The organism is Pinisolibacter sp. DMC19 (genome assembly GCF_056313985.1).
This window is the reverse complement of record NZ_JBQUZF010000003.1, coordinates 224,835-247,018: the sequence shown is the minus strand read 5'-3', so window position 1 is coordinate 247,018 and position 22,184 is coordinate 224,835. Positions and strand designations below refer to the sequence as shown.

Genomic DNA, 22,184 nt, shown 5'->3' with positions numbered 1-22,184 from the left:
GGCGATAAAATTTTTCCCTTTGCGGTTTTTCTCTTGCGCGATATAATTCATCGTCTCTATCGGAGAATTTCAAATGGCCCGCGTCCGTAGCCCGAACTATCCGTCGATGAGCCTGCCTTCGGCGATCGATCGCGTACGGCAAATTCAAAAAGCCGAGTCGCGGAACGCCATGACTAGAGAAGTCGTTGCCAAGCACCTCGGCTTCGGTGGAATCAATGGCGCATCCGCGACCGCTATTTCTGCAATAGTGAAGTTCGGTCTTCTTGATAAAATTGGTGAGGGGGAAATGCGAGTCAGCGAACTCGCAATGAAAATACTCTTTCCTCACGACGAAAGAGAGAAACTTGATGCGATCAGAGAGGCGGCAGCGAAGCCGGATTTGTTCGCAAAAATCAGTGAGAAGTGGCCGTCCCACCCTCCGAGTGACGAGAATTTGAGAGCATTCCTGGTGCGCGATGGATTCGCAGCAGGCGCTGTCGACCAGGTTATCCGGATTTATCGCGACACAATGGAGGTTGCTAAGCCCGTAGCGGAGGCGCGACAGGAAGAACACGCGGGGCCGTCTCCGCGGAATTCCGATTTGCCGCCGTCGGAAACGCCGGCGCGGACCGAAGCTTTACCTCCCCTATCGGCAGCAATTTCAACAGGACAGAATCGGCCGTTTACTGTTTCATTCGATGGAGAGACGCTCTCAGGAACGATTTCTATAAAATCATCAAAAGAAATAGAACGGTTGATTAGGGTTCTTGAAGCCCAAAAATCCGCATTTGAGGCTATGAGTGGATTTGATGATGAAGAATTATGATTAGAATAGAGCGATTGTTGATGCGGTAATTATTATTTTAAATTCATGAGATGGCTCGAAGACACGTGCGACTAGAATGAGGTGGTGCTCCGCCGCACGGCTCCTTCCGACATGAAATCTTCACCTTCCGGGCGATGATCGGCGGGGGTACGCCCCTCTACGACTGTCGATCGGGGGCGGTCCGTGGCAGAATGTTACCGTCGATGGGCTCGAGACCCGGCCGACACCGGAGGCGGGCCCCTCGCATGGGAGGTCTCCGCATGACCCTCGTCTCTTCGCCCCGTCCGCTCGCGCCCCCCGCCGCCGCCGTCGATGCGCCGTGGTGGAAGAAGGGCGTCGTCTATCAGGTCTATCCGTGGTCGTTCCAGGATTCGAACGGTGACGGCATGGGCGACATTCCGGGCATTCTCGCGCGGATCGACCATCTCCATGCCCTCGGCGTCGACGCCGTCTGGCTGTCGCCGGTCTATGTCTCGCCGATGGCTGACTTCGGCTACGACGTCGCCGACTACTGCGACGTCGATCCCCGCTTCGGCACACTCGCGGACCTCGATCGGCTGATCGCCGAGCTGCACGCCCGCGACATGAAGCTGATCATGGACTTCGTGCCGAACCACACCTCGGATCACCACCCGTGGTTCCTGGAGAGCGCCTCGTCGCGCGACAACCCGAAAGCCGACTGGTACATCTGGCACGACCCGGCGCCCGACGGCGGGCCGCCCAACAACTGGCGCTCGATGTTCGGCGGCATCGGTTGGGAATGGTGCGAGGCGCGCGGGCAGTGGTACTACCACGCCTTCCTCAAGGAGCAGCCCGACCTCAACTGGCGCAACCCGGCGGTCGTCGCGGCGATGCACGACGTCTTGCGCTTCTGGCTGAAACGCGGTGTCGACGGTTTCCGCGTCGACGTGATCTGGCATCTGCTCAAGGACCCGGACTTCCGCGACAACCCGCCCAATCCCGACTGGACGCCGGACGAGCCGGAAGTGCGCCACATTCTGCAGATCATGACCTGCGACCAGCCCGGCATCATCGATCTGGTGAAGGGCTTCCGGAAGGTCCTCGACGAGTTCGACGACCGCGTGATGATCGGCGAGATCTATCTCACCATCGAGCGCATGTGCGCCTATTACGGCGACAACCTCGACGGCGCCCACCTGCCCTTCAACTTCCATCTGCTGATGGATCCGTGGAAGGCCGAGGTGGTCGGCGGGCTGATCGACGAATACGAGCGCATGCTGCCGGAAGGCGCCTGGCCGAACTGGGTGCTCGGCAACCACGACAACGGCCGCGTCGCCTCGCGTTTCGGCGCCGAACAGGCGCGCGTCGCGGCGATGTATCTCCTCACCGCGCGCGGCACGCCGACGCTCTTCCAGGGCGACGAGATCGGGCTGACGAACGGCATCATCCCGCCCGACCGGGTGCGTGATCCGCAGGAGAAGAACGAGCCCGGCCTTCCCGGCCACAACCGCGACATCGCCCGCACGCCGATGCAGTGGGACGCCGGCGAGTACGCCGGCTTCTCGACCGTCGAGCCGTGGTTGCCACTGGTGCCGGGCTGGGAGGAGGTCAACGTCGAGCGTGAACTCGCCGATCCGGCCTCGATGCTGACGCTGCACAAGCGGCTGATCGCGCTCAGGCGCGCCCATCCGGCCCTCGCCGTCGGCGGCGTCCGCGTGCTGGCGGCAGAGGGCGATCTCCTCGCCTACGAGCGCAGCCACGACGACGAGCGCTTCGTCGTCCTCCTCAACCTCGGCCACGAGCTGATCGAGGCGCAGGTCGACGCGGCGAGCGGCGGTCAGGTCGTGCTCTCGGCCAAGGGGGGACGCGACGGCGAAATCCTCGGCAAGCGCATCACGCTCGCCGCCGACGACGGGCTGGTGGTCGCCTTCTGACGGCGCGCGCGCCGAGCGCGAACAACCGTCGCGGCAGGCGATCGGCCGGTGCGCGCGGGCGTGAAAGCGGCTATCAGGGAAGGGACGGCACCGTCCGGCGCCGCCTTCTCCCCGAGTGACCGATGACCGCGCACCACCGTCCCGACCTGCCGCCGGCCGCCCGTCCGACCGCCGACGGCGCCTCGCCGACCATCACCCACGTGGCTGCGGGCCTCCTCGGCATCCTGCCCTTCTCGACCGACGTCTATCTGACCGCCATGGTCGATCTCGGCCGCGACTTCGGCGTCGAAGTGGCGGGCGTGCAGCGCACGATGCTGGCCTTCACCTTCGGCTTTGCGCTGGCCCATCTCTTCGTCGGCCGTCTCGCCGACCTGTGGGGCCGGCGACCGGTGGCGATCGGCGGCATCACGATCTATCTCGTCGCAGCGATCGCGGCGATCCTGTCGCCGAACCTCGACACGCTGGTCGCCGCTCGCCTCGTCCAGGGTGCCGCAGCGGCCGCCGGGCCGATCGTCGCCCGCACGCTGATCCGCGACACGGTCACACCGGAGAACGCCGGGCGGGCGCTCTCCAAGGTCGGTGCGCTCTTCGCCGTGGCGCCGCTCGCCGCCCCCTTCGTCGGCACCTTCGCCGCCGGCCATTTCGGCTGGCGCGGCGCGCTCGGCACGCTGGCGATCTACGCCGTGGTGCTGCTCGTCGCGCTCCTCCTGCGCCTGCCGGAGACGCGGCCGACGCATGTCCACGGAGCGGAACGGGTGACGATCGTGAAGGCGCTGCGGCATTGCATCCGTACCCGCGCCTTCGTCGTCGGTTGTCTGGCGCTCGGCACCGGCTACGGCGCGCTCTATTCGTGGCTGACCACCTCGGCCTTCCTGATGGTGGGCAAGCTCGGCTACACCAAGGTCGAGGCCTCGTGGGTCTATACCGCCGGGGCGATCGGCTTCCTCGCCGGCGGCATGATCGCCATGCGGCTCACCCGCACCCTGCTGCCGCGCCACGTGCTGCGCATCGCCGCCGCGACGATGATCCTCGGCACCGCCGTGCCGCTGGCGCTGGTCGTCGCCGGCGACGTGCACTGGTGGGGGCTGATGCTCGCGCTCTTCCCCTATTACGTCGGCTGGGGCCTCGCCCAACCGATGGCGACGGCGATCGGCATGCGGCCCTTCCCGGAGATGGCCGGTCAGGCCTCGGCCTGGCTCGGCATCGCCCAGCAGGTCGGCGGCATGAGCTTCGCGGTCGTCGCCGCCTCGCTCGGCGGCGGCACGGCGACGCTGGTGATCATGACGATCTCGGCCCTCGCCTTCACCGGCTCGGTCTTCCTGCCGGTGCAGAAGGCGCCGCCGACGGCCTGATCAGGCCACCAGCGGACCCGTCCCCACCGCCTCGACCCGTACCGTCTTCAGCACCGTGCGGTCGGCCGAGAAGCCGACGGAGAGCTCGAAGACGCCCGGCTCGACCACCGGCTCCAGCGCCGCGTCGAGCACGGCGAAGTCGGTCGGCTCCAGCGCGAAGGCGATGTCGCGGCTCTCGGACGGAGCGAGATCGACCGTCTCGAAGCGGCGCAGCTCGATGATCGGCCGCGAAGTCGAGGCGACGACGTCGCGCAGGAAGAGGAAGACGGTGGTCGAGGCCGCGACCTTCCCTTCGTTCGTCACCCGCGTCGAGATCGTCACCCCCTCGCCCTCCCCGAAGGTCGGCGCCGACGCAACCGGCTCGTCGAGCGCGAAGCGGGCGTAGGACAGGCCGTGGCCGAAGACGAACTGCGGCGCGTTGGGGATGTCGAGATACTGCGTGGTGAAGTGCTCGCCGGCGACGAAGGGCCGCCCCGAGGGGCGCGCGGCGTAGAAGACCGGGATCTGGCCGACGTCGATCGGCCAGGAGACCGGCAGCCGCCCCGAGGGCGAGCGTTTCCCCGAAAGCACCGCGCCGACGGCGTGGCCGCCCTCCGAGCCCGGGAACCAGGCGACCAGCGTCGCGTCGATGCGCTCGAGCAGATCCTTCTCGATGAGCGGTCGGCCGCAGGTCAGCACGCAGACCGTCGGCTTGCCGAGCGCCAGGATCGCCTCGGCGAGGTCGCGCTGGCGGCCGGTCAGGCGCGGTTCGGCGCGGCTCGCCGCCTCGCCGGTGATCTCGCCCGGTTCGCCGAGCAGCAGCACGACGACCTCGGCCTCGCTGGCCGTCGCGACGGCTTCCGCGATCAGCCGGCGGTCCTCGGTATCGTCGTCGGCGGCGTCGGGATTGCAGCCGCGGGCGATGCGGATCTCGCGATCGGGGAAGGCCGCCTCGATGCCGGGGCGCAGCGTGACGATCTCGTCCTGATCGCCGAGCCCGTACCACGAGCCGAGCATCTGCATGCGTTCGTCGCCGAAGGGACCGATCAGCGCGATCGGCCCGCCGGTCGCCGCCAGCGGCAGCACGTCGTTGCGGTTGGTCAGCAGCGTCAGCGTCGCCTCCGCCGCCTCGCGCACCGCGGCGCGGCGCTCGAGCCGGGTCGAGCGGGCGAGGTTCTCCGGCCGGCCGCGACCGTAGGGGTCGTCGAAGAGGCCGAGGCGTTCCTTGACCGCGAGGACGCGCAGCACGGCGGCGTCGACGTCGGCCATGGTGATCAGGCCGCGCTCGAGCGCGACCGGGATGCCGGCGTGGTAGGCGCCGCTCATCATGTCGAGGTCCATACCGGCCTTCAGCGCGATGGCGGCGGCCTCGACCGGGTCGGCGGCGACGCCGTGGGCGATCAGCTCGCCGATCGCGTCGTAGTCGGAGACGTAGATGCCGTCGAAGCCCCAGCGGGTGCGGACGAGGTCGGTGAGCCAGCCGCGATCGCCCGACATGGGGCGGCCGGCGATGTCGACGAAGGCCGGCATGATGGCGATGCAACCGGCCTTCACCGCCGCCTCGAAGGCCGGCAGATAGACCTCGTGCAGCGTGCGGTCGGAGAGCTCGACCGAGGCGTAGTCGCGCCCGGCGATCGAGGCACCATAGGCGGCGAAGTGCTTGGCCGTGGCGGCGAGCGAAGACGGCGCGGCGGTGTCGGCGCCTTGAAAGCCCGCGACCTTGGCGCGTGCCATGGCACGGCCGACGACCGGGTCTTCGCCCGGCCCCTCGACGATGCGGCCCCAACGGGGATCGCGGGCGACGTCGAGCATCGGCGCGAAGGTCAACGCCAGGCCGGCGTCGGTCGCCTCCTCGGCGGCGACACGGGCGGTCTTCGCCCAGAGATCGGGGCGGAAGGACGCCGCCTCGCCGAGCGGCGCCGGGGCGGCGGAGAGGTAGCCGTGGATGACGTCGAGGCCGAAGAGCAGCGGGATCTTCAGCCGGCTCTCCTCCACCGCCACCTTCTGCAGCGCGTGAATGCGCTCGACCCCGACGAGGTTCAGAACCGAGCCGAAGCGGCCGGCGCGGACATCTTCGACCGTCGGCTCGGTCGCCGCCTTCGGGCCGGTGACGATGGTCTCGGCGCCGAGCGATTCCATCACCAGCTGGCCGACCTTCTCCTCGAGGGTCATTGCGGTGAGAAGCGAGCGGATCCGGGACATGTCTCGTGCCTTCGTCTCATGGGCGGGACGGGACGCCTCGCCGCGGATATGATCGTCGAAGCACCATGTAAGATCCGCTTCGAGCCACTGGCAATCCGTCGGAAACCGCCCATGTCAGAACCCGCAGGGACCGCCGAGAACAAGGAGACCCCGCTCTTCGGCGCGCCGCTCCTGCCCCATGGCGGGACCTTCGTGCAGGTCGCGCAGGTGATTCGCCGCATGCGCGGCGCGCCGGAGCGCAAGGCGCTCGCCTGGCTGGTGCTGGGCGTGGTGGCGATGATCGTCTCCAACAACCTCATGCAGATCAAACTCAACGACTGGCAGGGCCTGTTCTACGACGCGCTGGAGCGGCGCGACTGGCCGGGCTTCGTCTCCGAGGCGCTGCACTTCCTCGAGATCGCCGGCACGCTGCTCGTCCTCGTGGTGTTCCAGACCTGGGGCGTCGAGATGATCAAGGTGCAGATCCGCTCCTGGCTGACGCGGCATCTGCTCGACGAATGGCTGACCGCCAACCACTCCTGGCTCCTCACCTTCGCCGGCGAAGTGGGCGCCAACCCCGACCAGCGCATCCACGAGGACACGCGACACCTCGCAGAGCTCACTGCCGACCTCGGTGCCAGCCTGGTGCAGGCGACGCTGCTGCTCGTCTCCTTCATCGGCGTCCTCTGGGTGCTGTCGGAACAGGTCAAGTTCGAGATCGACGGCAAGCTCGTCGGCATCCCCGGCTACATGGTGTGGTGCGCCATCGCCTTCGCGCTCGCCGGTTCGGCGCTGACCTTCCTCGTCGGCCGGCCGATGGTCGGCGACAATGCCGCCCGCTACGCCCGCGAGGCCGACATGCGCTTCGCCCTCGTCCGCATCGGCGAACAGGCGGAAGGCATCACCCTCTACGGCGGCGAGGTGGACGAGCGGCGTTCGATCGACATGCTGTTCGACCGGGTACTCGGCGCCATGCGGCGGCTGGTCGACGACCTCGCCCGCCTCACCTGGGTCACCTCCGGCTACGGCTGGCTCGCCCTCGTCGTGCCGGTGATCGTCGCCTCGCCCGGCTATTTCTCCGGCGCCATGTCGCTCGGCGGGCTGATGATGGTGGTCAACTCGTTCAACCAGGTGCAGTCGTCGCTGCGCTGGTTCGTGGACAACTTCTCGCGCATCGCCGACTGGCGGGCGACGCTCGGCCGCGTCGAGGCGCTGCACGAGGCACTCGCCGCGCTCGACCGGCCGCAGGGCGCCGACGGTCATTTCGACTGTATCGAGGACGCCACCGACGGCATCCGCTTCGAGGGCTTCGAGCTGAAACTCCCCGTCGGCCGCTCCGGCTTCGCCACGCCGGACGTCGCGATCGAACGCGGCGAGCGGGTGCAGATCGTCGGCGACGCCGGCACCGGTAAGAACACGCTGTTCCTCGCCATCGCCGGGCTCTGGTCGCGCGGTCAGGGCACGATCCGCCATCCGCCGCGCGGGCGGATGATCTTCCTGCCGGAGCGGCCCTATTTCCCGATCGGCACGCTGCGTGCGGCGCTCGCCTATCCCGATCAGAGCGACACGGTCGCCGACGGCGACGCGACGGCGATGCTCGACGCCGTCGGGCTGCATCGGCTGACGGCGTGCCTCGACGAGACGCTGCGCTGGGATCGCGATCTCGCCATCGACGAACAGCAGCTGCTCGCCTTCGCCCGCGCGCTGCTCCATGCCCCGGACTGGGTGATCATGGAGGACGCCACTTCGGCGCTGTCGGCCAAGGCGCAGCGGCGGGTCTTCGGCCTTCTCACCGCCCGCGAGACCCTGTCGGTGGTGGCCCTGGTCAAGGCGGCCGACGACGATCCGTTCTTCGGCCGCACGCTGACGCTCGAACGGCGCGGCAACGGGCGGCGCGTCAAGAACGGCCTCAGGACGCGGAACGGTCCCGCGTCGGCGACCGGCCGGTGAGGCCTGGGGCGCCGCGACGCTCGTCGGCGCGGCCGGGGCGTTGCGCCTGCCGCCGCAGGGCGCGTTCGGCCGACCAGGGGTCGGAGAAGCGCGCGCCCTCGAAGGCGCGGAAGCGGCCGGCCAATGCGTGGAAGGCATAGGACTCGCCCTCGAGGACGAGAATGCCCGCTTCGACGTCGTCGATCTCGATCAGGTAGCGGTCGAACATGGGGCGCTCCGCAACTTCATGGCGCGCTCCTTCGACCAGACTTCGATGCCATCCGCATGACGGTTCGCCCAACCCGTCGTGACGGGGGGAACATGTCCCCCGCTCAGCCGCCGCGGCGGTCCTCGCGGATCATCGCGGCACCCTTGTCGGCGATCATGATCGTCGGCGAATTGGTGTTGCCGGAGACGATCGTCGGCATCACCGAGGCATCGACCACACGGAGCCCGGTGACGCCGCGCACGCGGAGACGGGCATCCGTCACCGCGGTCGGATCGCCGTCGACGCCCATCTTGGCGGTGCCGACGGGGTGGAAGATCGTCGTGCCGATGTCGCCGGCGGCCTTCGCCAGCTCCGCGTCGGTGACGAGCCGTGCGTCCGGCAGATGCGCGGTCGGGCGGAAACGGGCGAGCGCCGGGGCCTCGACGACGCGGCGGGCGAGGCGGATCGAATCGATCGCGACGCGGCGGTCCTCGTCGGTCGAGAGGTAGTTCGGCCGGATCGCCGGTGCCGCCGCCGGGTCGGTCGAGCGGGCATGGATCGAGCCGCGCGCGGTCGGGCGCAGGTTGCACACCGACACGGTGAAGGCGCCGAACGGATGCATCGGCTCGCCGAACCGGTCGAGCGACAGCGGCTGGATGTGGAACTCGACGTTGGGCGTCGCGTGGTCGGGCGACGAGCGGGTGAAGGCGCCGAACTGGGAGGGCGCCATCGCCATCGGGCCACGGCGGAAGAGGGCGTATTCGATCCCCATCCAGGCGCGCTGGAGGAGCTTCGGATACATCGTGTTGAGGGTGCGGGTGCCTTCGACGCGGAAGATCGTCCTGAGCTGCAGGTGATCCTGCAGGTTCTCGCCGACGCCGGGGAGGTTCGCGACCAGCGGCACGCCGAGTTCGGAAAGCCTCGCGGGATCGCCGACGCCGGAGCGCTCGAGGATCGCCGGCGAGGCGACGGCACCGGCCGAGAGCACGACTTCGCGCGACGCGCCGACCCGTTCCTCGCGGCCGTCGCGGCGATAGGCGACGCCGCTCGCCCGCGTGCCCTCGAAGAGAACGCGGTCGGCGAGCGCGCCGGTGATCACGGTGAGGTTGGGGCGGTCCTTCGCCGGCTTCAGAAAGCCGTGGGCCGCCGACCAGCGTCGGCCGCGCTTCTGGTTGACCTGGAAATAGGCCGAGCCTTCGTTGTCGCCGCCGTTGAAGTCGGCGACCTTCGGGATGCCGCACGCTTCCGCCGCATCGGCGAAGGCGTCGAGGATCTCCCAGCGCATGCGCGCCTGGTCGACCCGCCATTCGCCGCCCGCCCCGTGGTTCGCCGAGGCGCCGAGGAAATGGTCCTCGTGTCCCTTGAAGACCGGGAAGACGTCGTCCCAGCCCCAGCCCTCGAGGCCGGAGGCGCGCCAGCGCTCGTAGTCGGCCTTCTGGCCGCGCAGGTAGAGCATGGCGTTGATCGCCGAGGAACCGCCGAGCACCTTGCCTCGCGGGTACTTCAGCGAGCGGCCGTTCAGCCCCGGATCGGGCTCGGTCTGGAAGCACCAGTCGGCGCGTGGATTGCCGATGGCGAAGAGATAACCGACGGGGATGTGGAACCAGATCCAGTCGTCCTTGCCGCCCGCCTCGAGCAGGCAGACGCGGACGTCGGGGTCCGACGACAGCCGATTGGCGAGGACGCAGCCGGCGGAGCCACCGCCGACGATCACGTAGTCGTAGGTTTCCATCGGTTCCTCCCGAAGGTCGCGCGTCGATTGCCGGACCGTCTCCTCGGTCCGGGTCGACCATTGTCGCGAAGGCGATCCCCCTCCCCTCAAGGGAGGGGTCGGGGGTGGGGTTGGGCATCGCAGATCGCGTGTCGGTGACGGACGCCAGGGCCCGTCGTCATTTCGGGATGGAGCACGCGGGACCTCCTCCGCCCTGCATACACCCCACCCCTGCCCCTCCCCTGAGGGGAGGGGTCGGTTCGTGCCGATCCGGCCGGTCGCTCACCGCAAGCGGAGGCCCTTCATCCTGAGGTGCCCGACGCAGTCGGGCCTCGAAGGGCGAAGGGCCGAGTGGCACGGCCTCGCGACGGCTTCGCCCTTCGAGGCTCGCTCCGCTCGCACCTCAGGGTGAAGCCGAACAGGAGCGAACTCGACGGGACGGTCCGCCTCACTTCATCGTCGGGATGGCGAAGTCGGCGCCGGCGCGGATGCCGGAGGGCCAGCGCGAGGTCACCGTCTTGGTCTTGGTCCAGAAGCGGAAACCGTCGGCGCCGTGCTGGTTGAGGTCGCCGAAGGACGAGCGCTTCCAGCCGCCGAAGGTGTAGTAGGAGAGCGGCACCGGGATCGGCACGTTGATGCCGACCATGCCGACCTCGACACGCGCCGCGAAGTCGCGCGCCGCGTCGCCGTCCTGGGTGAAGATCGCGGTGCCGTTGCCGTATTCGTGGGCGTTGATCATGCCGAGCGCGTCTTCGTACGTGCCTGCGCGGACGATCGACAGGACCGGTCCGAAGATCTCTTCCTTGTAGATCGTCATGTCGGTGGTGACGTGGTCGAAGAGACAGCCGCCCATGTAGAAGCCGTTCTCGTAGCCCTGCATCTTGAAGCCGCGGCCGTCGACGAGGAGCTTCGCACCCTCCTTCACGCCGGTGTCGACATAGGCCCTCACCTTGGCGAGATGGGCGGCGGTGACGACCGGGCCGAAGTCGGCCGACGGATCGGTCGAGGGGCCGATCTTCAGGCTCTCGACCCGCGGCACCAGCTTGTCGAGCAGGCGCTCGGCGGTGCCGGCACCGACCGGGACCGCGACCGAGATCGCCATGCAGCGCTCGCCGGCCGAGCCGTAGCCGGCGCCGATGAGCGCGTCGACGGCCTTGTCCAGGTCGGCGTCGGGCATCACCACCATGTGGTTCTTGGCGCCGCCGAAGCACTGGGCGCGTTTGCCGTTGGCGGTGGCGCGGGCATAGACGTACTGGGCGATCGGGGTCGAGCCGACGAAGGAGACCGCCTTGATGTCGGGATCGTCGAGGACGGCGTCGACCGCTTCCTTGTCGCCGTTGACGACGTTGAAGATGCCGGCCGGCAGGCCCGCCTCGATCCACAGCTCGGCGATCATCATCGGCACGCCGGGGTCGCGCTCGGACGGCTTCATCACGAAGGCGTTGCCGGCGGCGATCGCGGGGCCGCACATCCACAGCGGGATCATGGCGGGGAAGTTGAACGGCGAGATGCCGGCGACGACGCCGAGCGGCTGGCGCATCGAATAGAGGTCGATGCCGGGGCCGGCGTCGGAGGTGAACTCGCCCTTCAGCATGTGCGGGGCGCCGATCGCCACCTCGACCACCTCGAGGCCGCGCTGCAGGTCGCCGCGGGCGTCGGGCACGGTCTTGCCGTGCTCGCGGGCGAGCAGGTCGGCGATCTGGTCGGCGCGGGCGTTGCAGAGATCGAGGAACTTCATCAGCACGCGGGCGCGGCGCTGCGGGTTGACCGCGGCCCATTCGGGCTGGGCGGCCTTGGCGTTCTCGACGACGGCGCGGACCTCGGCGGCGGTGGCGAGCGAGACGGTGGCGATCTGTTCGCCCGTCATCGGCTGGAAGACCGGCGCGGTGCGGCCGGAGGTTCCGGCGATCGGCTTGCCGCCCGCGAAGTGACCGTAAGTGCGCATCGAGTGCTTCCTCCCGTTTGGTGGGCTTGTTTCGTGGTGGCGGAGAGTAGGATGGACAAATCGCCACATCCAGAGATCATCACGCTCATGCCCCGTGGCAAAATGCCCATACGGAACCGCCGGGGCGCGGGCGAGTGGTGACGACATGCGACGCGGATTCGACTGGAACGACCTGCGCTATTTCCTCGCCGTGGCCCAGGTCGGCACGCTGACCGGCGCGGCGCGGCGGCTCGGCACCGACCATGCCACCGTGTCGCGACGGATCTCCGCCCTCGAGGCGGCGATCGGGGCGAAGCTCTTCGAGCGCACGCCCCAGGGCTATCTGCCGACGCTGTCGGGCGAACGCCTCGTCGCCCATGCCGAGGCGATGGCGGCGGAGGCGGAGGCGGCGACCGAAGGGCTCGGACGTCCCGAGGCCGGCATCACCGGCACGCTCAGGATCAACACGCTCGAGGGTTTCGGCAACTTCTTTCTCGCCCCGCGCATCGGCCGATTCGTCGCCCAGCATCCCCGTCTCCGGGTCGAACTGGTGATGATCCAGCAGATCGTCGCGCTGTCGCGGCGCGAGGGCGACGTGGCGATCGGCATCGAGCCGCCGAAGGAGAACCGTTTCGTCACCGAGCGGCTGACCGACTATCGCCTCGGCCTGTGGGCCTCGCCCGCCTATCTCGCCGGCCGGCCGGCGATCCACCGGCGGGCCGATCTCGCCGGTCACGTCTTCGTCGGCTATGTCGACGACCTGCTCTTCACCCGCGGCCTCGACTATCTCGACGACGTGCTGCAGGGGCTCGAGGCGCGGATCCAGACCTCGTCGCTGGTCACCCAGCGCGCCATCACCGAGGCGGGACACGGCATCTGCGTGCTGCCGAACTTCATGGCGCGGGGACGGCCGGGGCTCGTGCCCGTGCTTGCCGACGACGTGCGGCTGACCCGCAGCTACTGGCTCTTCACCCACGGCGACATCGCCGACAGCGCGCGGGTGCGTGCCGTGGTGCGATTCGTGCGCGAGGAGATCGCCGCTGCGGGAGACTGGTTCGGCGCGGCGTGAGAGATCAGACGCCGGGGCCGCAGTCTGCGCGGCAGTAGAGGCCGTGCAGCGAGGTCAGGATGGTGCGGGCCTCGTCGCCGTGCAGCGAATAGTAGATCATCTGGCCGGCGCGGCGGGTCGAGACGTAGCCCTTGTGACGCAGCACGGCGAGGTGCTGCGACAGGGCCGACTGCGACAGGCCGACCGACTTCTCGAGTTCGCCGACCGACTTCTCGCCCTCCACCAGCTGACACAGAATCAGCAGGCGACGCGGACTGCCCATCGACTTCAGGAGAGAGGCGGCTCGTTCGGCGTTGGCTTCCAGTTGCGCGATGTCCATCGGACGACGTTCCTTCCCGGCACCCCGGCGGGGCGGAGAGCCCGCCCGGAGGCCGACGCGGCGATCGCGCCCCGAAAGGCGCGGCCGAATTCGTGGCGAATGTGCCAAAGCACTTCGCGGGTTGCAAGCTTCGCCGTTCCGTGAACGAAGCGAAGAAGCCTCGAAACGGCAACGGTCTCTCGAAAAAAGCCGCCCTTCGACGGTGTCAGCCTCGAGAAGCGGCCAGCAGCGCGTCGTCGACGAAGCGCTCCGCCAGCGCCACCCCGACCTCGGCGGCATAGCAGCCGGGATCGAGGCACCACTGCAGCCACAGGCCGTCCATCAGCGCGGCGAGCCCGAGCGCGACGCGCTCGACGTCGAGCGTGCGGCCCGACGGCACGCAGGCGGCGAGCTCGACCTCGAGGGTGCGGCGGTAGTCGACCCAGGTGCGTTTCTGGATCGCCTTCAGCACGTCGGCGTGCGGCAGCAGCGACCAGAACACCACCCAGACCCGCAGCAGCGCCGGGTCCAGCACCTCGGGCGAGAAGCTCGCCGCGATGAAGGCGGAGAGACGGGCACGCGCACCCGTCACCGGCTCGAGACGGGCGAGGATCGACGCCATGACGTCGCGCGAGACCTTCTCGTAGGCGGCGGCGACCAGAGCCTCGATGCCGTCGAAATGGTGGTTGACGAGGCCGGCGGAGACGCCCGCCTCGACCGCGATGCGGCGTACCGAGACGCCGGCATGGCCCCATTTGGCGAGGCAGCGCAGCGTTGCCGCCACGAGATCGTCGCGACGGTCCTCGGGCAGAGCCCGACGATATTTCGGTCGATGTTCCGCCATCGGCGCGCCCTCCCCCCTGCGGTTGCGCTGCGCGGACCGGCGGGCCTCAGGGGCGCCGCCAGGTGGCCACGACCTGCTGCCCGAAGCGCACGACGACGTCGTTGCCTTCCGGGCTCTTGCGCACGTTGAAGCACTTCTCGCGATTGTTGCCGGTCCAGCGCGAGCAGTAGCCCTCGGCGATCACCCGCCAGAAGCCGGTCGTGACCTTGGGGCGCTTGGCGCCGATCTGGGTGCGGCTCGACTTGCCGTCGGGCGTGAAGACGATCTCGAACTGGGTGCCGTCGGGCGAGACGGCGAGCACCTTGCGGCCGTCGAACCAGTTCGCCTTGATCTCGTCGCCCGAGAGCTTCTCCGGCAGGCCGGAGAAGTCGGTCTGCGGCGGCTTGGGCTGGGCGACGGCGGGCGCGGCGGCCACCGTCGCGGCGACGACGAAGGCGAGCGGGGCGAGAGACATCTGAACGGCGCGGCGCATCGGCTTCTCCGGGCGAGGTCGGACGACCGACCTCAGAGCATCGAGGGCAGGACGCGATCGGGCGGGCGATGGCCGTCCTGATAGGTCTTGATGTTGATGATCACCCGCTCGCCCATGTCGATGCGGCCCTCGAGGGTCGCCGAACCGAGGTGCGGCAGCAGCACGACGCGGCTGGAACGGGCGAGCTTGGGGTTCACCGCCGGCTCGTGCTCGAACACGTCGAGACCGGCACCGGCGAGTTCGCCGGCATCCAACATGCGGGCGAGGGCGTTCTCGTCGATCACCTCGCCGCGGGCGGTGTTGACCACGTAGGCGTCGGGGCGCAGCAGCTTGAGGCGGCGGGCGGAGAGCAGGTGATAGGTCGCCGGCGTGTGCGGGCAGTGGATCGAGACGACGTCCATGCGGGCGAGCATCTGGTCCAGGCTCTCCCACCAGGTCGCGTCCAGCCCCTCCTCGACCGAGGACGGCAGGCGACGCCGGTTGTGATAGTGGATCGACATGCCGAAGGCCCTGGCGCGGCGGGCGACGGCCTGGCCGATGCGGCCCATGCCGATGATGCCGAGGCGCTTGCCGTTGATGCGGCGGCCGAGCATCCAGGTCGGCGACCAGCCGCCCCATTCGCCCGATTCCATCACCGCGATGCCCTCGGCCATACGGCGCGGCACGGCGAGAATCAGCGCCATCGTCATGTCGGCGGTGTCCTCGGTGAGGACGCCGGGGGTGTTGGTGACGGTGATGCCGCGGTTGAGCGCGGTCTGCACGTCGATGTTGTCGACACCATTGCCATAATTGGCGATGAGGCGCAGCTGCGGACCGGCCTGCGAGATGACGGCGGCGTCGATCGTGTCGGTCACGGTCGGGACCAGCACTTCGCAGGTCTTCACCGCCTCGACCAGTTCGGCCTGGGTGAAGGGGCGGTCCTCGACGTTGAGGCGGGCGTCGAAGAGTTCGCGCATCCGCGTCTCGATGACGTCGGGCAGCCGGCGGGTGACGATCACCGAGGGTTTGCTCTTCGTCATGGTACTCACGCTCCCGCCCGATTTTCGGTTCTTCTGGTGGTCGTCGGACGCGGGTTCGACCCGGCGACGAGGCCGTCGCACTCGAACCTCGATCGTCCACGACCATCGTTCCCGCGACCATCGTGCCGGCGAACATCGTCGCCGATCGTTGATGGCTCGTTAACCGCGACGCTCCCACACTCGGCGACGAACGTCGGGTCCTTCGTTCTCTCTATCAGAAGCCTCGCAAATGACAATTCGTCGTGGAACCTACCTTTCGTCGCGGTCCTGGCGCGAGACGGCAGCGCGGACCCGTCGCGCCCTCGGTGCGGCGACGGTCGCCGCCGCCGTGGCGCTGGCCGGTTCCCTCGTGCTCGCCGACGGCGCGTCGGCCCAGTCGCAGCAGATCGGTCCGAGCGGCCTGCCGCTGCCGCGTTTCGCCTCGACCAAGTCGAGCCCGGTCAACGTCCGCATGGGGCCGAGCCGCGATCACGACGTCGCCTGGACCTTCGTCAAACCGGGCGTGCCCGTCGAGATCACGCAGGAGTTCGACGTCTGGTTGCGCATCCGCGACAGCGAGGGCGCCGAGGGCTGGGTGCAGAAGACCCTGCTCTCGGGCAAACGGACCGCCCTCGTCGCCCCCTGGGAGAAGACGGGCACCACGCCGATCCGTCAGGCGGCGGAAGCGAGCGCGCCGATCGTCGCCCAGATCGGTCCCGGCGTTCTGGTCGACGTCGCCGAATGCACGGGCCGGTGGTGCCGAATCCAGGCCTCGGGTGCCAGGGGATGGATCGAACAGGGTCGCGTCTGGGGGGCCTATCCGGACGAAGTCTTCCGTTGAGGAAGGCGGGCGCGTCGCGCTCTCGAAGGGTCGTGTTCACCACGCGTCGATCAAATCGGCGATTCGCCATGTCGGCGCCGTTTTTTCGCGCTCCCTCCACCGAATCGACCGTTGCTCCCGTCGGCCCGGCATGCCATGCATTGTGCCCATGCCGGAAACCGTTCTCGCCAACCGTCTCGCAGCTCTCGCGACCGCCATCGACGACGCCGTCCATGCCGACACGGACGAGCTGTCGGCGAGCGCCGTCGCGGCCCTGCAGGCCATCCGACAGGAAGGTCCGCTGGCCATCCAGCAGGTGGCGAAGACCATCGGCCTCACCCATTCCGCCACCGTCCGGCTGATCGATCGGCTGGAGAAGGACTGGCTGGTGCGGCGCCTGTCGCGCAAGGGCCGCGAGGTCAAGGTCGAGGCGACGGCACGCGGCAAGCGCCGCGCCGCACAGTTCCAGGAGCGTCGTCTTTCGGTGGTCGACGGCCTGCTCGCGAGCCTCGACGAGGCCGAACGCGCCGCGCTCGGACCGATCCTCGACCGCCTGCTCGAGGCGAGCGTGCTCGATTCCGACGGCGCCGAGCGCACCTGCCGGTCCTGCGAACGCGACGGCTGCCGCAAGGCCGGTTGCCCGGTCGCCCGCACCGCCGCCGCCCTGCCGCCGGCCGCGCCGGGGGCGTGACGCCGCCCGAGGTTCGGGGGCCGGCTCTTCTTCGAAACCGCCGAAACGCGAAACGGGCGCCCGAGGGCGCCCGTCGTGTCTTCGCGATCTGTGGCGCGATCTCAATCTTCGCCGACGTCGCGCATCTTGTAGGCGGCGAGATCCATCACGCGGGCATAGGTCACGCACTGCTTGCGATAGGCCTCGAAGCTCTCGTAGGTCTCCTTGGCCATCGGCGAGGCGGCGGCGATCTCCTGCATCACCGCGACCGTCTCCTTGGCCAGCACCTTGACGATGTCGTCGGAGAGGGTGCGGACCTGGACGCCCTCCTTCTCCAGCAGCGGCTTCAGCGAGGTCACGTTGTGATAGCTGAAGTCGGCGTAGCTCTCGGCGGCGGAGGCGAAGGCGGCGCGCTTGACGATGTCCTTCAGGTCCTGCGGCAGCTCGTCGTAGAGCTTCTTGTTGACCATCAGCTCCAGCGCCGGGCCGAACTCGAAGAAGGACGGCATGTAGTAGTTCTTGGCGACGCGGAAGAGGCCGAAGGCGAGATCGTTCCACGGGCCGATCCACTCGGCCGCGTCGATCGTGCCCGACTGCATCGCCTGGAACACCTCGCCCGGCGGCAGCAGCACGACGTTGACGCCGAGCCGGCGCAGCACCTCGCCGCCGAGGCCGGCGATGCGCATCTTGAGGCCCTTGAAGTCGTCGACCGTCTTGATCTCCTTGCGGAACCAGCCGCCGGCCTGCGGGCCCGACGATCCGCAGTAGAAGGGCTGGACGCCGAAGGGCGCATAGGCCTTCTCCCACAGCGCCTGACCGCCGCCGTACCAGATCCAGCCCATGTGCTCGTTGGCGAAGAGGCCGAAGGGCACGCCGGTGAAGAAGTGGAAGGCCTTGTCCTTGCCCTGCCAGAAATAGGGCGAGGCATGCGCCATCTCGGCGGCGCCGGAGGAGACGGCGTCGAAGCACTCGAAGGGCGGCACCAGTTCGCCGGCGGCGAAGAGCTGGACCGTCAGGCGGCCGCCCGACATGGCGGTGATCGAATCGGCGAGACGCTGGGCATTGACGCCGACGCCGGGCGAGTTCTTCGGCCAGGAGGTCACCATCTTCCAGGTGAGCTTGGTGTCGGCACGGACGATCGCCGGGGCGGCGAGCGTGCCGCCGGCGAGCGCGGCGGCGCCCAGCCCGAGCAGGCTGCGGCGTCCGACGCCGGCTTCGGTGTTCTTCGTCGTATCCTTGGTCATCGCGATCTCCCGAGGCCTTCCATGCCCGTCGGCTCGGCACCCTACACCCGAGCGTGCCGCAAGGTAGTCGTGAGACCCCCGATCGGGCAACCCGTCCGACGGGGACGAAGCGCCGCGATGCGACGATCCGACGGGTACGGTCGAAAACCGGGTGGCCGCGGTGCGGTCGCATCGGTCTTCTGGGGGCAGCTCAGCCTCAGGAGGACCCCATGCAGCTTCTCGAGAACAAGGTCGCCGTCGTCACCGGCGCGTCGTCCGGCATCGGCCGGGCCGCCGCGCGGCTCTTCGCCGCGCAGGGCGCGGCGGTCGTCGTGTCGGCCCGCGACGCGGCGTCGCTCGAAACCGTCGTCGACGAGATCCGCCTGGCCGGCGGCCGGGCGAGCTTCGTCTGCGGCGACGTCCGCGACGAGGCGCTCCACGCCCGTCTCGTCGCCACCGCGATCGAGGATTTCGGCGGGCTCGACGTCGCCTTCGACAATGCGGGCATGTCCGGGCCCTTCGCTCCGCTCGCCGACGTCTCGCCCGCCCGATGGCACGAGACGCTCGAGACCAACCTGACGGCGGCCTTTCTCGCCGCCCGTCACCAGATCCCGGCGATGCTGGCGCGCGGCGGCGGCTCGATCGTCTTCACCTCGAGCTTCGTCGGCTCGAGCGTCGGCCTGCCCGGCATGGCGGCCTATGCCGCCTCGAAGGCCGGGCTCGCCGGTCTGGTCAAGGGCATCACCGCCGACTACGGCGCCCGCGGCATCCGCGCCAACGCGCTGCTGCCCGGCGGCACCGACACGCCGATGGCCGGCGATGCGGTGAACAAGGCCTGGGCGGCGGGGCTGCATGCGATGAAGCGCATCGCCGCGCCGCAGGAGATCGCGCAGGCCGCGCTGTTCCTGGCGAGCCCGATGGCGAGCTTCGTCGCCGGCTCCTCGCTCTGGGTCGACGGCGGCAACGCCGCGGTGAAGTGAGGCGCGACACCGACGTGCGCCGGGTGGGGTGGTGACCCGGCCGTCCTCTGCTATTTTGTCTGGAACGATTCCAATCCAGACGAACGGGACCGACACACCGTGTCGCCGGCCCGCGAGAGGACGACATGACGATCTTCGGCTTCGGCAAGCGGCCCTTCTCCGACCTCGACGAGCGCGAGATCCTGGCGCTGGCGATCTCGGCGGAGGAGGACGACAGCCGCATCTATCAGGCCTATGCCGACATGCTGCGCGAGCGCTATCCGGCGTCGGCCGCCGTCTTCGACGAAATGTCGGAAGAGGAGAACACCCATCGGCGCTGGCTGATCGACCTCTTCACGCAACGGTACGGCGATCGCATCCCGCTGATCCGGCGCGAGAACGTCACCGGCTTCTACGATCGCCGGCCGTCGTGGCTCGCCAAGCATCTCAGCCTCGAGACCATCCGCAAGGAAGCGCTGGTGATGGAGGCCGCCTCGCGGCGCTTCTACGTGCAGGCCGCCAAGCGCACCGAAGACGCCGCCATGCGCAAGCTGCTCGGCGATCTCGCCGAGGCCGAGGGCGGACACCTGTCGCTCGCCCATCGCCTCGGCCTCACCCATCTCCCGGCCGACGTCACGGCCGAGGAGAACGAGGCGGCCCAGCGCCTCTTCCTGTTGCAGTACATCCAGCCGGGTCTGGTCGGCCTGATGGACGGATCGGTGTCGACCCTGGCGCCGCTCTTCGCCGCCGCCTTCGCCACCCATTCGACCTGGGAGACCTTCCTGGTCGGCATCGCCGCCTCGATCGGCGCCGGCATTTCGATGGGCTTCGCCGAGGCGCTCTCCGACGACGGCGCGCTGTCGGGCCGCGGCTCTCCGTGGATCCGCGGCGTGACCTCGGGCGCGATGACGATGATCGGCGGCCTCGGCCACGCCCTGCCCTATCTCATCCCCGACTTCGCGATCGCCACCGCCGTCGCCGTGGTGCTGGTGATCGTCGAACTGTGGGCGATTTCCTGGATCCGCTGGAAATACATGGACACGCCCTTCCTGCGTGCGGCATTCCAGATCGTGGTGGGTGGCGCGCTGGTGTTCCTCACCGGCATATTGATCGGCAGCGCCTGACGAGAGCCCGTTCCATGACCCGAACCATCACCATCGGCGTGCAGCGCCTCGCCCATGCCGAAGGCCTCGCCCTGCCGGCCTATCAGACGGCGGAGGCCGCCGGCTTCGACCTCGTCGCGGCCCTTCCCGAGGGCGAGGAGATGGTGCTGGCGCCGGGTGCCCGCGCGCTGGTGCCGACCGGTCTGGTGCTCGAGATTCCGTCGGGCCACGAGGGGCAGGTCAGGCCGCGCTCGGGTCTGGCGCTGAAGCACGGCGTCACCGTCCTCAACGCGCCGGGCACGATCGATGCCGACTATCGCGGCGAGGTGAAGGTGATCCTGGTCAACCTCGGCGAGGCGCCGTTCCGCATCGTGCGCGGCGAGCGCATCGCCCAGTTCGTCGCCGCGCCGGTGACGCGGGCCGAGCTGGTCGCGGTCGACGCGGTCGGCGACACGGCGCGCGGCGCCGGCGGCTTCGGCTCGACCGGGCGCTGAGGCACCCGTTGCCGGAATGACTTTTCGCGATCCGGCCGCCGAGCGACGACGAGGGGGCGCGTTTTGCGCCTTGCCGCCATGTGCGAGCAAAATTTTTCTATCGTGATGGCCAACTCGGCATGGCGACGCCTGTCGGGGCGGGGCGTCCTCGGCTAGAGTCCGGGCAATGGCGCTCCTCTCGGGCGCTCCCGCCATCGTTCGAGGTTCCGACATGTCCGACAAGAAGCCCGGCCGCGGCCGCATCTATTCCTCGATCACCGAGACGGTCGGCGACACGCCGCTGGTGCGCCTCGACAAGCTCGCCGCCAAGTACGGCGCGAAGGCCGAGATCCTCGCCAAGCTCGAGTTCTTCAACCCGCTCGCCTCGGTCAAGGATCGTATCGGCGTGGCGCTGATCGACGCGCTCGAGGCCGAGGGCAAGATCAAGGAAGGCACCACGCTGATCGAGCCGACCTCGGGCAACACCGGCATCGCGCTCGCCTTCGTGGCGGCCGCCCGCGGCTATCGCCTGATCCTCGTCATGCCGGAGACCATGTCGATCGAGCGGCGCAAGCTCCTCAAGTTCCTCGGCGCCGAACTCGTCCTGACCGAAGGGCCGAAGGGCATGAAGGGCGCCGTCGCCAAGGCCGAGGCACTCTCGGCCGAGATCCCCAACTCGGTCATTCCGCAGCAGTTCGAGAACCCGGCCAACCCGGCGATCCACCGCGCCACCACCGCGGAAGAGATCTGGAACGACACCGACGGTGGCGTCGACATCGTCGTCTCGGGCATCGGCACCGGCGGCACCATCACCGGCGTCGGCCAGGTCCTGAAGGCGAAGAAGCCGGGCGTGAAGATCGTCGCGGTCGAACCTTCGGCTTCGCCGGTCCTCTCCGGCGGTCAGCCCGGCCCGCACAAGATCCAGGGCATCGGCGCCGGCTTCGTGCCGGGCGTGCTCGACACCCACGTCTACGACGAGATCGTCACCGTCTCCAACGAAGACGCGGTGGCGACCTCGCGCGAGGTCGCCCGTCTCGAGGGCGTGCCGGTCGGCATCTCGTCGGGCGCGGCGCTGAAGGCGGCGCTGGAAGTCGGCGCACGGGCGGAGAACACCGGCAAGAAGATCGTCGTGGTGATCCCGTCCTTCGCCGAGCGCTATCTCTCGACGGTGCTGTTCGAGGGGCTCGACTGAGCGCAGACGGGACGCCCACCCGTCCCCACCGACGACACGAGGCGACGGAGCGGCCCGCTCCGTCGCCTCTTTCGTTTTG

Annotated in this window: 20 protein-coding genes; 11 read left to right on the top strand and 9 right to left on the bottom strand. The window is 69.0% G+C overall.

Going from position 1 to position 22,184, the window contains the following annotated elements:
* Positions 1–73 precede the first annotated feature (73 nt).
* The 3 genes from ACT53U_RS09295 to ACT53U_RS09285 all read left to right on the top strand — a co-directional run bounded on the left by ACT53U_RS09295 (position 74) and on the right by ACT53U_RS09285 (position 4,052).
* A complete protein-coding gene (locus ACT53U_RS09295) occupies positions 74–805 on the top strand; it encodes a hypothetical protein (RefSeq protein WP_476154402.1) in 732 nt (243 codons plus the stop codon).
* Positions 806–1,065: 260 nt separating this feature from the next.
* Complete coding sequence (locus ACT53U_RS09290; RefSeq protein WP_476154400.1) at positions 1,066–2,700, top strand: alpha-amylase family glycosyl hydrolase; 1,635 nt, start codon at positions 1,066–1,068, stop codon at positions 2,698–2,700.
* Positions 2,701–2,822: 122 nt separating this feature from the next.
* Positions 2,823–4,052 (top strand): multidrug effflux MFS transporter, encoded by a 1,230-nt coding sequence (locus ACT53U_RS09285; protein ID WP_476154398.1) that lies wholly within the window; start codon positions 2,823–2,825, stop codon positions 4,050–4,052.
* Here ACT53U_RS09285 and ACT53U_RS09280 read toward each other — a convergent pair whose 3' ends face one another.
* Complete coding sequence (locus ACT53U_RS09280; RefSeq protein ID WP_476154397.1) at positions 4,053–6,233, bottom strand: glycoside hydrolase family 3 N-terminal domain-containing protein; 2,181 nt, start codon at positions 6,231–6,233, stop codon at positions 4,053–4,055.
* Between the two features lie 111 nt (positions 6,234–6,344).
* Between ACT53U_RS09280 and ACT53U_RS09275 the strand changes: the two genes are divergently transcribed.
* Positions 6,345–8,162 carry an ABC transporter ATP-binding protein/permease gene (locus ACT53U_RS09275; RefSeq protein ID WP_476154395.1) on the top strand — a complete coding sequence of 606 codons (1,818 nt, stop codon included), beginning with the start codon at positions 6,345–6,347 and terminating at the stop codon, positions 8,160–8,162.
* On the opposite strand, the gene ACT53U_RS09270 is transcribed toward ACT53U_RS09275, so the two are convergent.
* From ACT53U_RS09270 to ACT53U_RS09260, 3 genes are all read right to left on the bottom strand, one after another.
* Positions 8,122–8,370 (bottom strand): hypothetical protein, encoded by a 249-nt coding sequence (locus ACT53U_RS09270; RefSeq protein ID WP_476154393.1) that lies wholly within the window; start codon positions 8,368–8,370, stop codon positions 8,122–8,124. The genes ACT53U_RS09275 and ACT53U_RS09270 overlap by 41 nt on opposite strands.
* A gap of 103 nt (positions 8,371–8,473) precedes the next feature.
* Positions 8,474–10,081, bottom strand: a complete 1,608-nt coding sequence (locus ACT53U_RS09265) for a GMC family oxidoreductase (RefSeq protein WP_476154392.1) — start codon at positions 10,079–10,081, stop codon at positions 8,474–8,476.
* Between the two features lie 427 nt (positions 10,082–10,508).
* The gene (locus tag ACT53U_RS09260; protein WP_476154390.1) at positions 10,509–12,005 is read right to left on the bottom strand and encodes a CoA-acylating methylmalonate-semialdehyde dehydrogenase; all 1,497 of its coding nucleotides are present in this window, start codon (positions 12,003–12,005) and stop codon (positions 10,509–10,511) included.
* Positions 12,006–12,150: 145 nt separating this feature from the next.
* On the opposite strand from ACT53U_RS09260, the gene ACT53U_RS09255 reads away from it, so the two are divergent.
* Positions 12,151–13,053: a LysR family transcriptional regulator gene (locus tag ACT53U_RS09255; RefSeq protein WP_476154388.1), complete on the top strand. Its 903-nt coding sequence runs from the start codon at positions 12,151–12,153 to the stop codon at positions 13,051–13,053.
* A gap of 4 nt (positions 13,054–13,057) precedes the next feature.
* Here the strand turns inward: ACT53U_RS09255 and ACT53U_RS09250 are convergent, their stop codons facing one another.
* The 4 genes from ACT53U_RS09250 to ACT53U_RS09235 all read right to left on the bottom strand — a co-directional run bounded on the left by ACT53U_RS09250 (position 13,058) and on the right by ACT53U_RS09235 (position 15,686).
* A complete protein-coding gene (locus tag ACT53U_RS09250) occupies positions 13,058–13,372 on the bottom strand; it encodes an ArsR/SmtB family transcription factor (RefSeq protein ID WP_476154386.1) in 315 nt (104 codons plus the stop codon).
* Between the two features lie 205 nt (positions 13,373–13,577).
* Entirely contained in the window at positions 13,578–14,195 is a 618-nt protein-coding gene (locus tag ACT53U_RS09245; RefSeq protein WP_476154384.1) for a TetR family transcriptional regulator C-terminal domain-containing protein, read from the bottom strand.
* Between the two features lie 46 nt (positions 14,196–14,241).
* A complete protein-coding gene (locus tag ACT53U_RS09240) occupies positions 14,242–14,667 on the bottom strand; it encodes a hypothetical protein (protein ID WP_476154382.1) in 426 nt (141 codons plus the stop codon).
* 32 nt (positions 14,668–14,699) lie between these two features.
* The gene (locus ACT53U_RS09235; RefSeq protein ID WP_476154380.1) at positions 14,700–15,686 is read right to left on the bottom strand and encodes a 2-hydroxyacid dehydrogenase; all 987 of its coding nucleotides are present in this window, start codon (positions 15,684–15,686) and stop codon (positions 14,700–14,702) included.
* Between the two features lie 229 nt (positions 15,687–15,915).
* Here ACT53U_RS09235 and ACT53U_RS09230 point away from each other — a divergent pair, with 229 nt between their 5' ends.
* Both ACT53U_RS09230 and ACT53U_RS09225 read left to right on the top strand, forming a co-directional pair.
* Entirely contained in the window at positions 15,916–16,506 is a 591-nt protein-coding gene (locus tag ACT53U_RS09230) for an SH3 domain-containing protein (protein WP_476154378.1), read from the top strand.
* 148 nt (positions 16,507–16,654) lie between these two features.
* Positions 16,655–17,176, top strand: coding sequence for a MarR family winged helix-turn-helix transcriptional regulator (locus ACT53U_RS09225; protein WP_476154376.1), 522 nt, complete (start codon positions 16,655–16,657; stop codon positions 17,174–17,176).
* Positions 17,177–17,277: 101 nt separating this feature from the next.
* Here the strand turns inward: ACT53U_RS09225 and ACT53U_RS09220 are convergent, their stop codons facing one another.
* Entirely contained in the window at positions 17,278–18,399 is a 1,122-nt protein-coding gene (locus ACT53U_RS09220) for a TRAP transporter substrate-binding protein (RefSeq protein ID WP_476154374.1), read from the bottom strand.
* 209 nt (positions 18,400–18,608) lie between these two features.
* Here ACT53U_RS09220 and ACT53U_RS09215 point away from each other — a divergent pair, with 209 nt between their 5' ends.
* The 4 genes from ACT53U_RS09215 to cysK all read left to right on the top strand — a co-directional run bounded on the left by ACT53U_RS09215 (position 18,609) and on the right by cysK (position 22,105).
* Positions 18,609–19,358 carry an SDR family oxidoreductase gene (locus ACT53U_RS09215; protein WP_476154373.1) on the top strand — a complete coding sequence of 250 codons (750 nt, stop codon included), beginning with the start codon at positions 18,609–18,611 and terminating at the stop codon, positions 19,356–19,358.
* Between the two features lie 125 nt (positions 19,359–19,483).
* Positions 19,484–20,461 (top strand): iron exporter MbfA, encoded by a 978-nt coding sequence (gene mbfA / locus ACT53U_RS09210; protein WP_476154371.1) that lies wholly within the window; start codon positions 19,484–19,486, stop codon positions 20,459–20,461.
* A 14-nt stretch (positions 20,462–20,475) separates the two neighbouring features.
* Positions 20,476–20,934 carry a dUTP diphosphatase gene (gene dut, locus ACT53U_RS09205; protein ID WP_476154369.1) on the top strand — a complete coding sequence of 153 codons (459 nt, stop codon included), beginning with the start codon at positions 20,476–20,478 and terminating at the stop codon, positions 20,932–20,934.
* A gap of 211 nt (positions 20,935–21,145) precedes the next feature.
* Positions 21,146–22,105 (top strand): cysteine synthase A, encoded by a 960-nt coding sequence (gene cysK / locus ACT53U_RS09200; RefSeq protein WP_476154367.1) that lies wholly within the window; start codon positions 21,146–21,148, stop codon positions 22,103–22,105.
* Positions 22,106–22,184 lie beyond the last annotated feature (79 nt).

Coding starts and splice junctions, on each gene's coding strand:
- ACT53U_RS09240 (WP_476154382.1), bottom strand. CDS start 14,667: ATGCGCCGCGCCGTTCAGATGTCTCTCGCCCCGCTCGCCTTCGTCGTC.
- ACT53U_RS09220 (WP_476154374.1), bottom strand. CDS start 18,399: ATGACCAAGGATACGACGAAGAACACCGAAGCCGGCGTCGGACGCCGC.
- ACT53U_RS09295 (WP_476154402.1), top strand. CDS start 74: ATGGCCCGCGTCCGTAGCCCGAACTATCCGTCGATGAGCCTGCCTTCG.
- ACT53U_RS09260 (WP_476154390.1), bottom strand. CDS start 12,005: ATGCGCACTTACGGTCACTTCGCGGGCGGCAAGCCGATCGCCGGAACC.
- ACT53U_RS09230 (WP_476154378.1), top strand. CDS start 15,916: ATGACAATTCGTCGTGGAACCTACCTTTCGTCGCGGTCCTGGCGCGAG.
- ACT53U_RS09280 (WP_476154397.1), bottom strand. CDS start 6,233: ATGTCCCGGATCCGCTCGCTTCTCACCGCAATGACCCTCGAGGAGAAG.
- cysK (WP_476154367.1), top strand. CDS start 21,146: ATGTCCGACAAGAAGCCCGGCCGCGGCCGCATCTATTCCTCGATCACC.
- ACT53U_RS09250 (WP_476154386.1), bottom strand. CDS start 13,372: ATGGACATCGCGCAACTGGAAGCCAACGCCGAACGAGCCGCCTCTCTC.
- dut (WP_476154369.1), top strand. CDS start 20,476: ATGACCCGAACCATCACCATCGGCGTGCAGCGCCTCGCCCATGCCGAA.
- ACT53U_RS09225 (WP_476154376.1), top strand. CDS start 16,655: ATGCCGGAAACCGTTCTCGCCAACCGTCTCGCAGCTCTCGCGACCGCC.
- ACT53U_RS09290 (WP_476154400.1), top strand. CDS start 1,066: ATGACCCTCGTCTCTTCGCCCCGTCCGCTCGCGCCCCCCGCCGCCGCC.
- ACT53U_RS09275 (WP_476154395.1), top strand. CDS start 6,345: ATGTCAGAACCCGCAGGGACCGCCGAGAACAAGGAGACCCCGCTCTTC.
- ACT53U_RS09285 (WP_476154398.1), top strand. CDS start 2,823: ATGACCGCGCACCACCGTCCCGACCTGCCGCCGGCCGCCCGTCCGACC.
- ACT53U_RS09270 (WP_476154393.1), bottom strand. CDS start 8,370: ATGTTCGACCGCTACCTGATCGAGATCGACGACGTCGAAGCGGGCATT.
- ACT53U_RS09265 (WP_476154392.1), bottom strand. CDS start 10,081: ATGGAAACCTACGACTACGTGATCGTCGGCGGTGGCTCCGCCGGCTGC.
- ACT53U_RS09255 (WP_476154388.1), top strand. CDS start 12,151: ATGCGACGCGGATTCGACTGGAACGACCTGCGCTATTTCCTCGCCGTG.
- ACT53U_RS09235 (WP_476154380.1), bottom strand. CDS start 15,686: ATGACGAAGAGCAAACCCTCGGTGATCGTCACCCGCCGGCTGCCCGAC.
- mbfA (WP_476154371.1), top strand. CDS start 19,484: ATGACGATCTTCGGCTTCGGCAAGCGGCCCTTCTCCGACCTCGACGAG.
- ACT53U_RS09215 (WP_476154373.1), top strand. CDS start 18,609: ATGCAGCTTCTCGAGAACAAGGTCGCCGTCGTCACCGGCGCGTCGTCC.
- ACT53U_RS09245 (WP_476154384.1), bottom strand. CDS start 14,195: ATGGCGGAACATCGACCGAAATATCGTCGGGCTCTGCCCGAGGACCGT.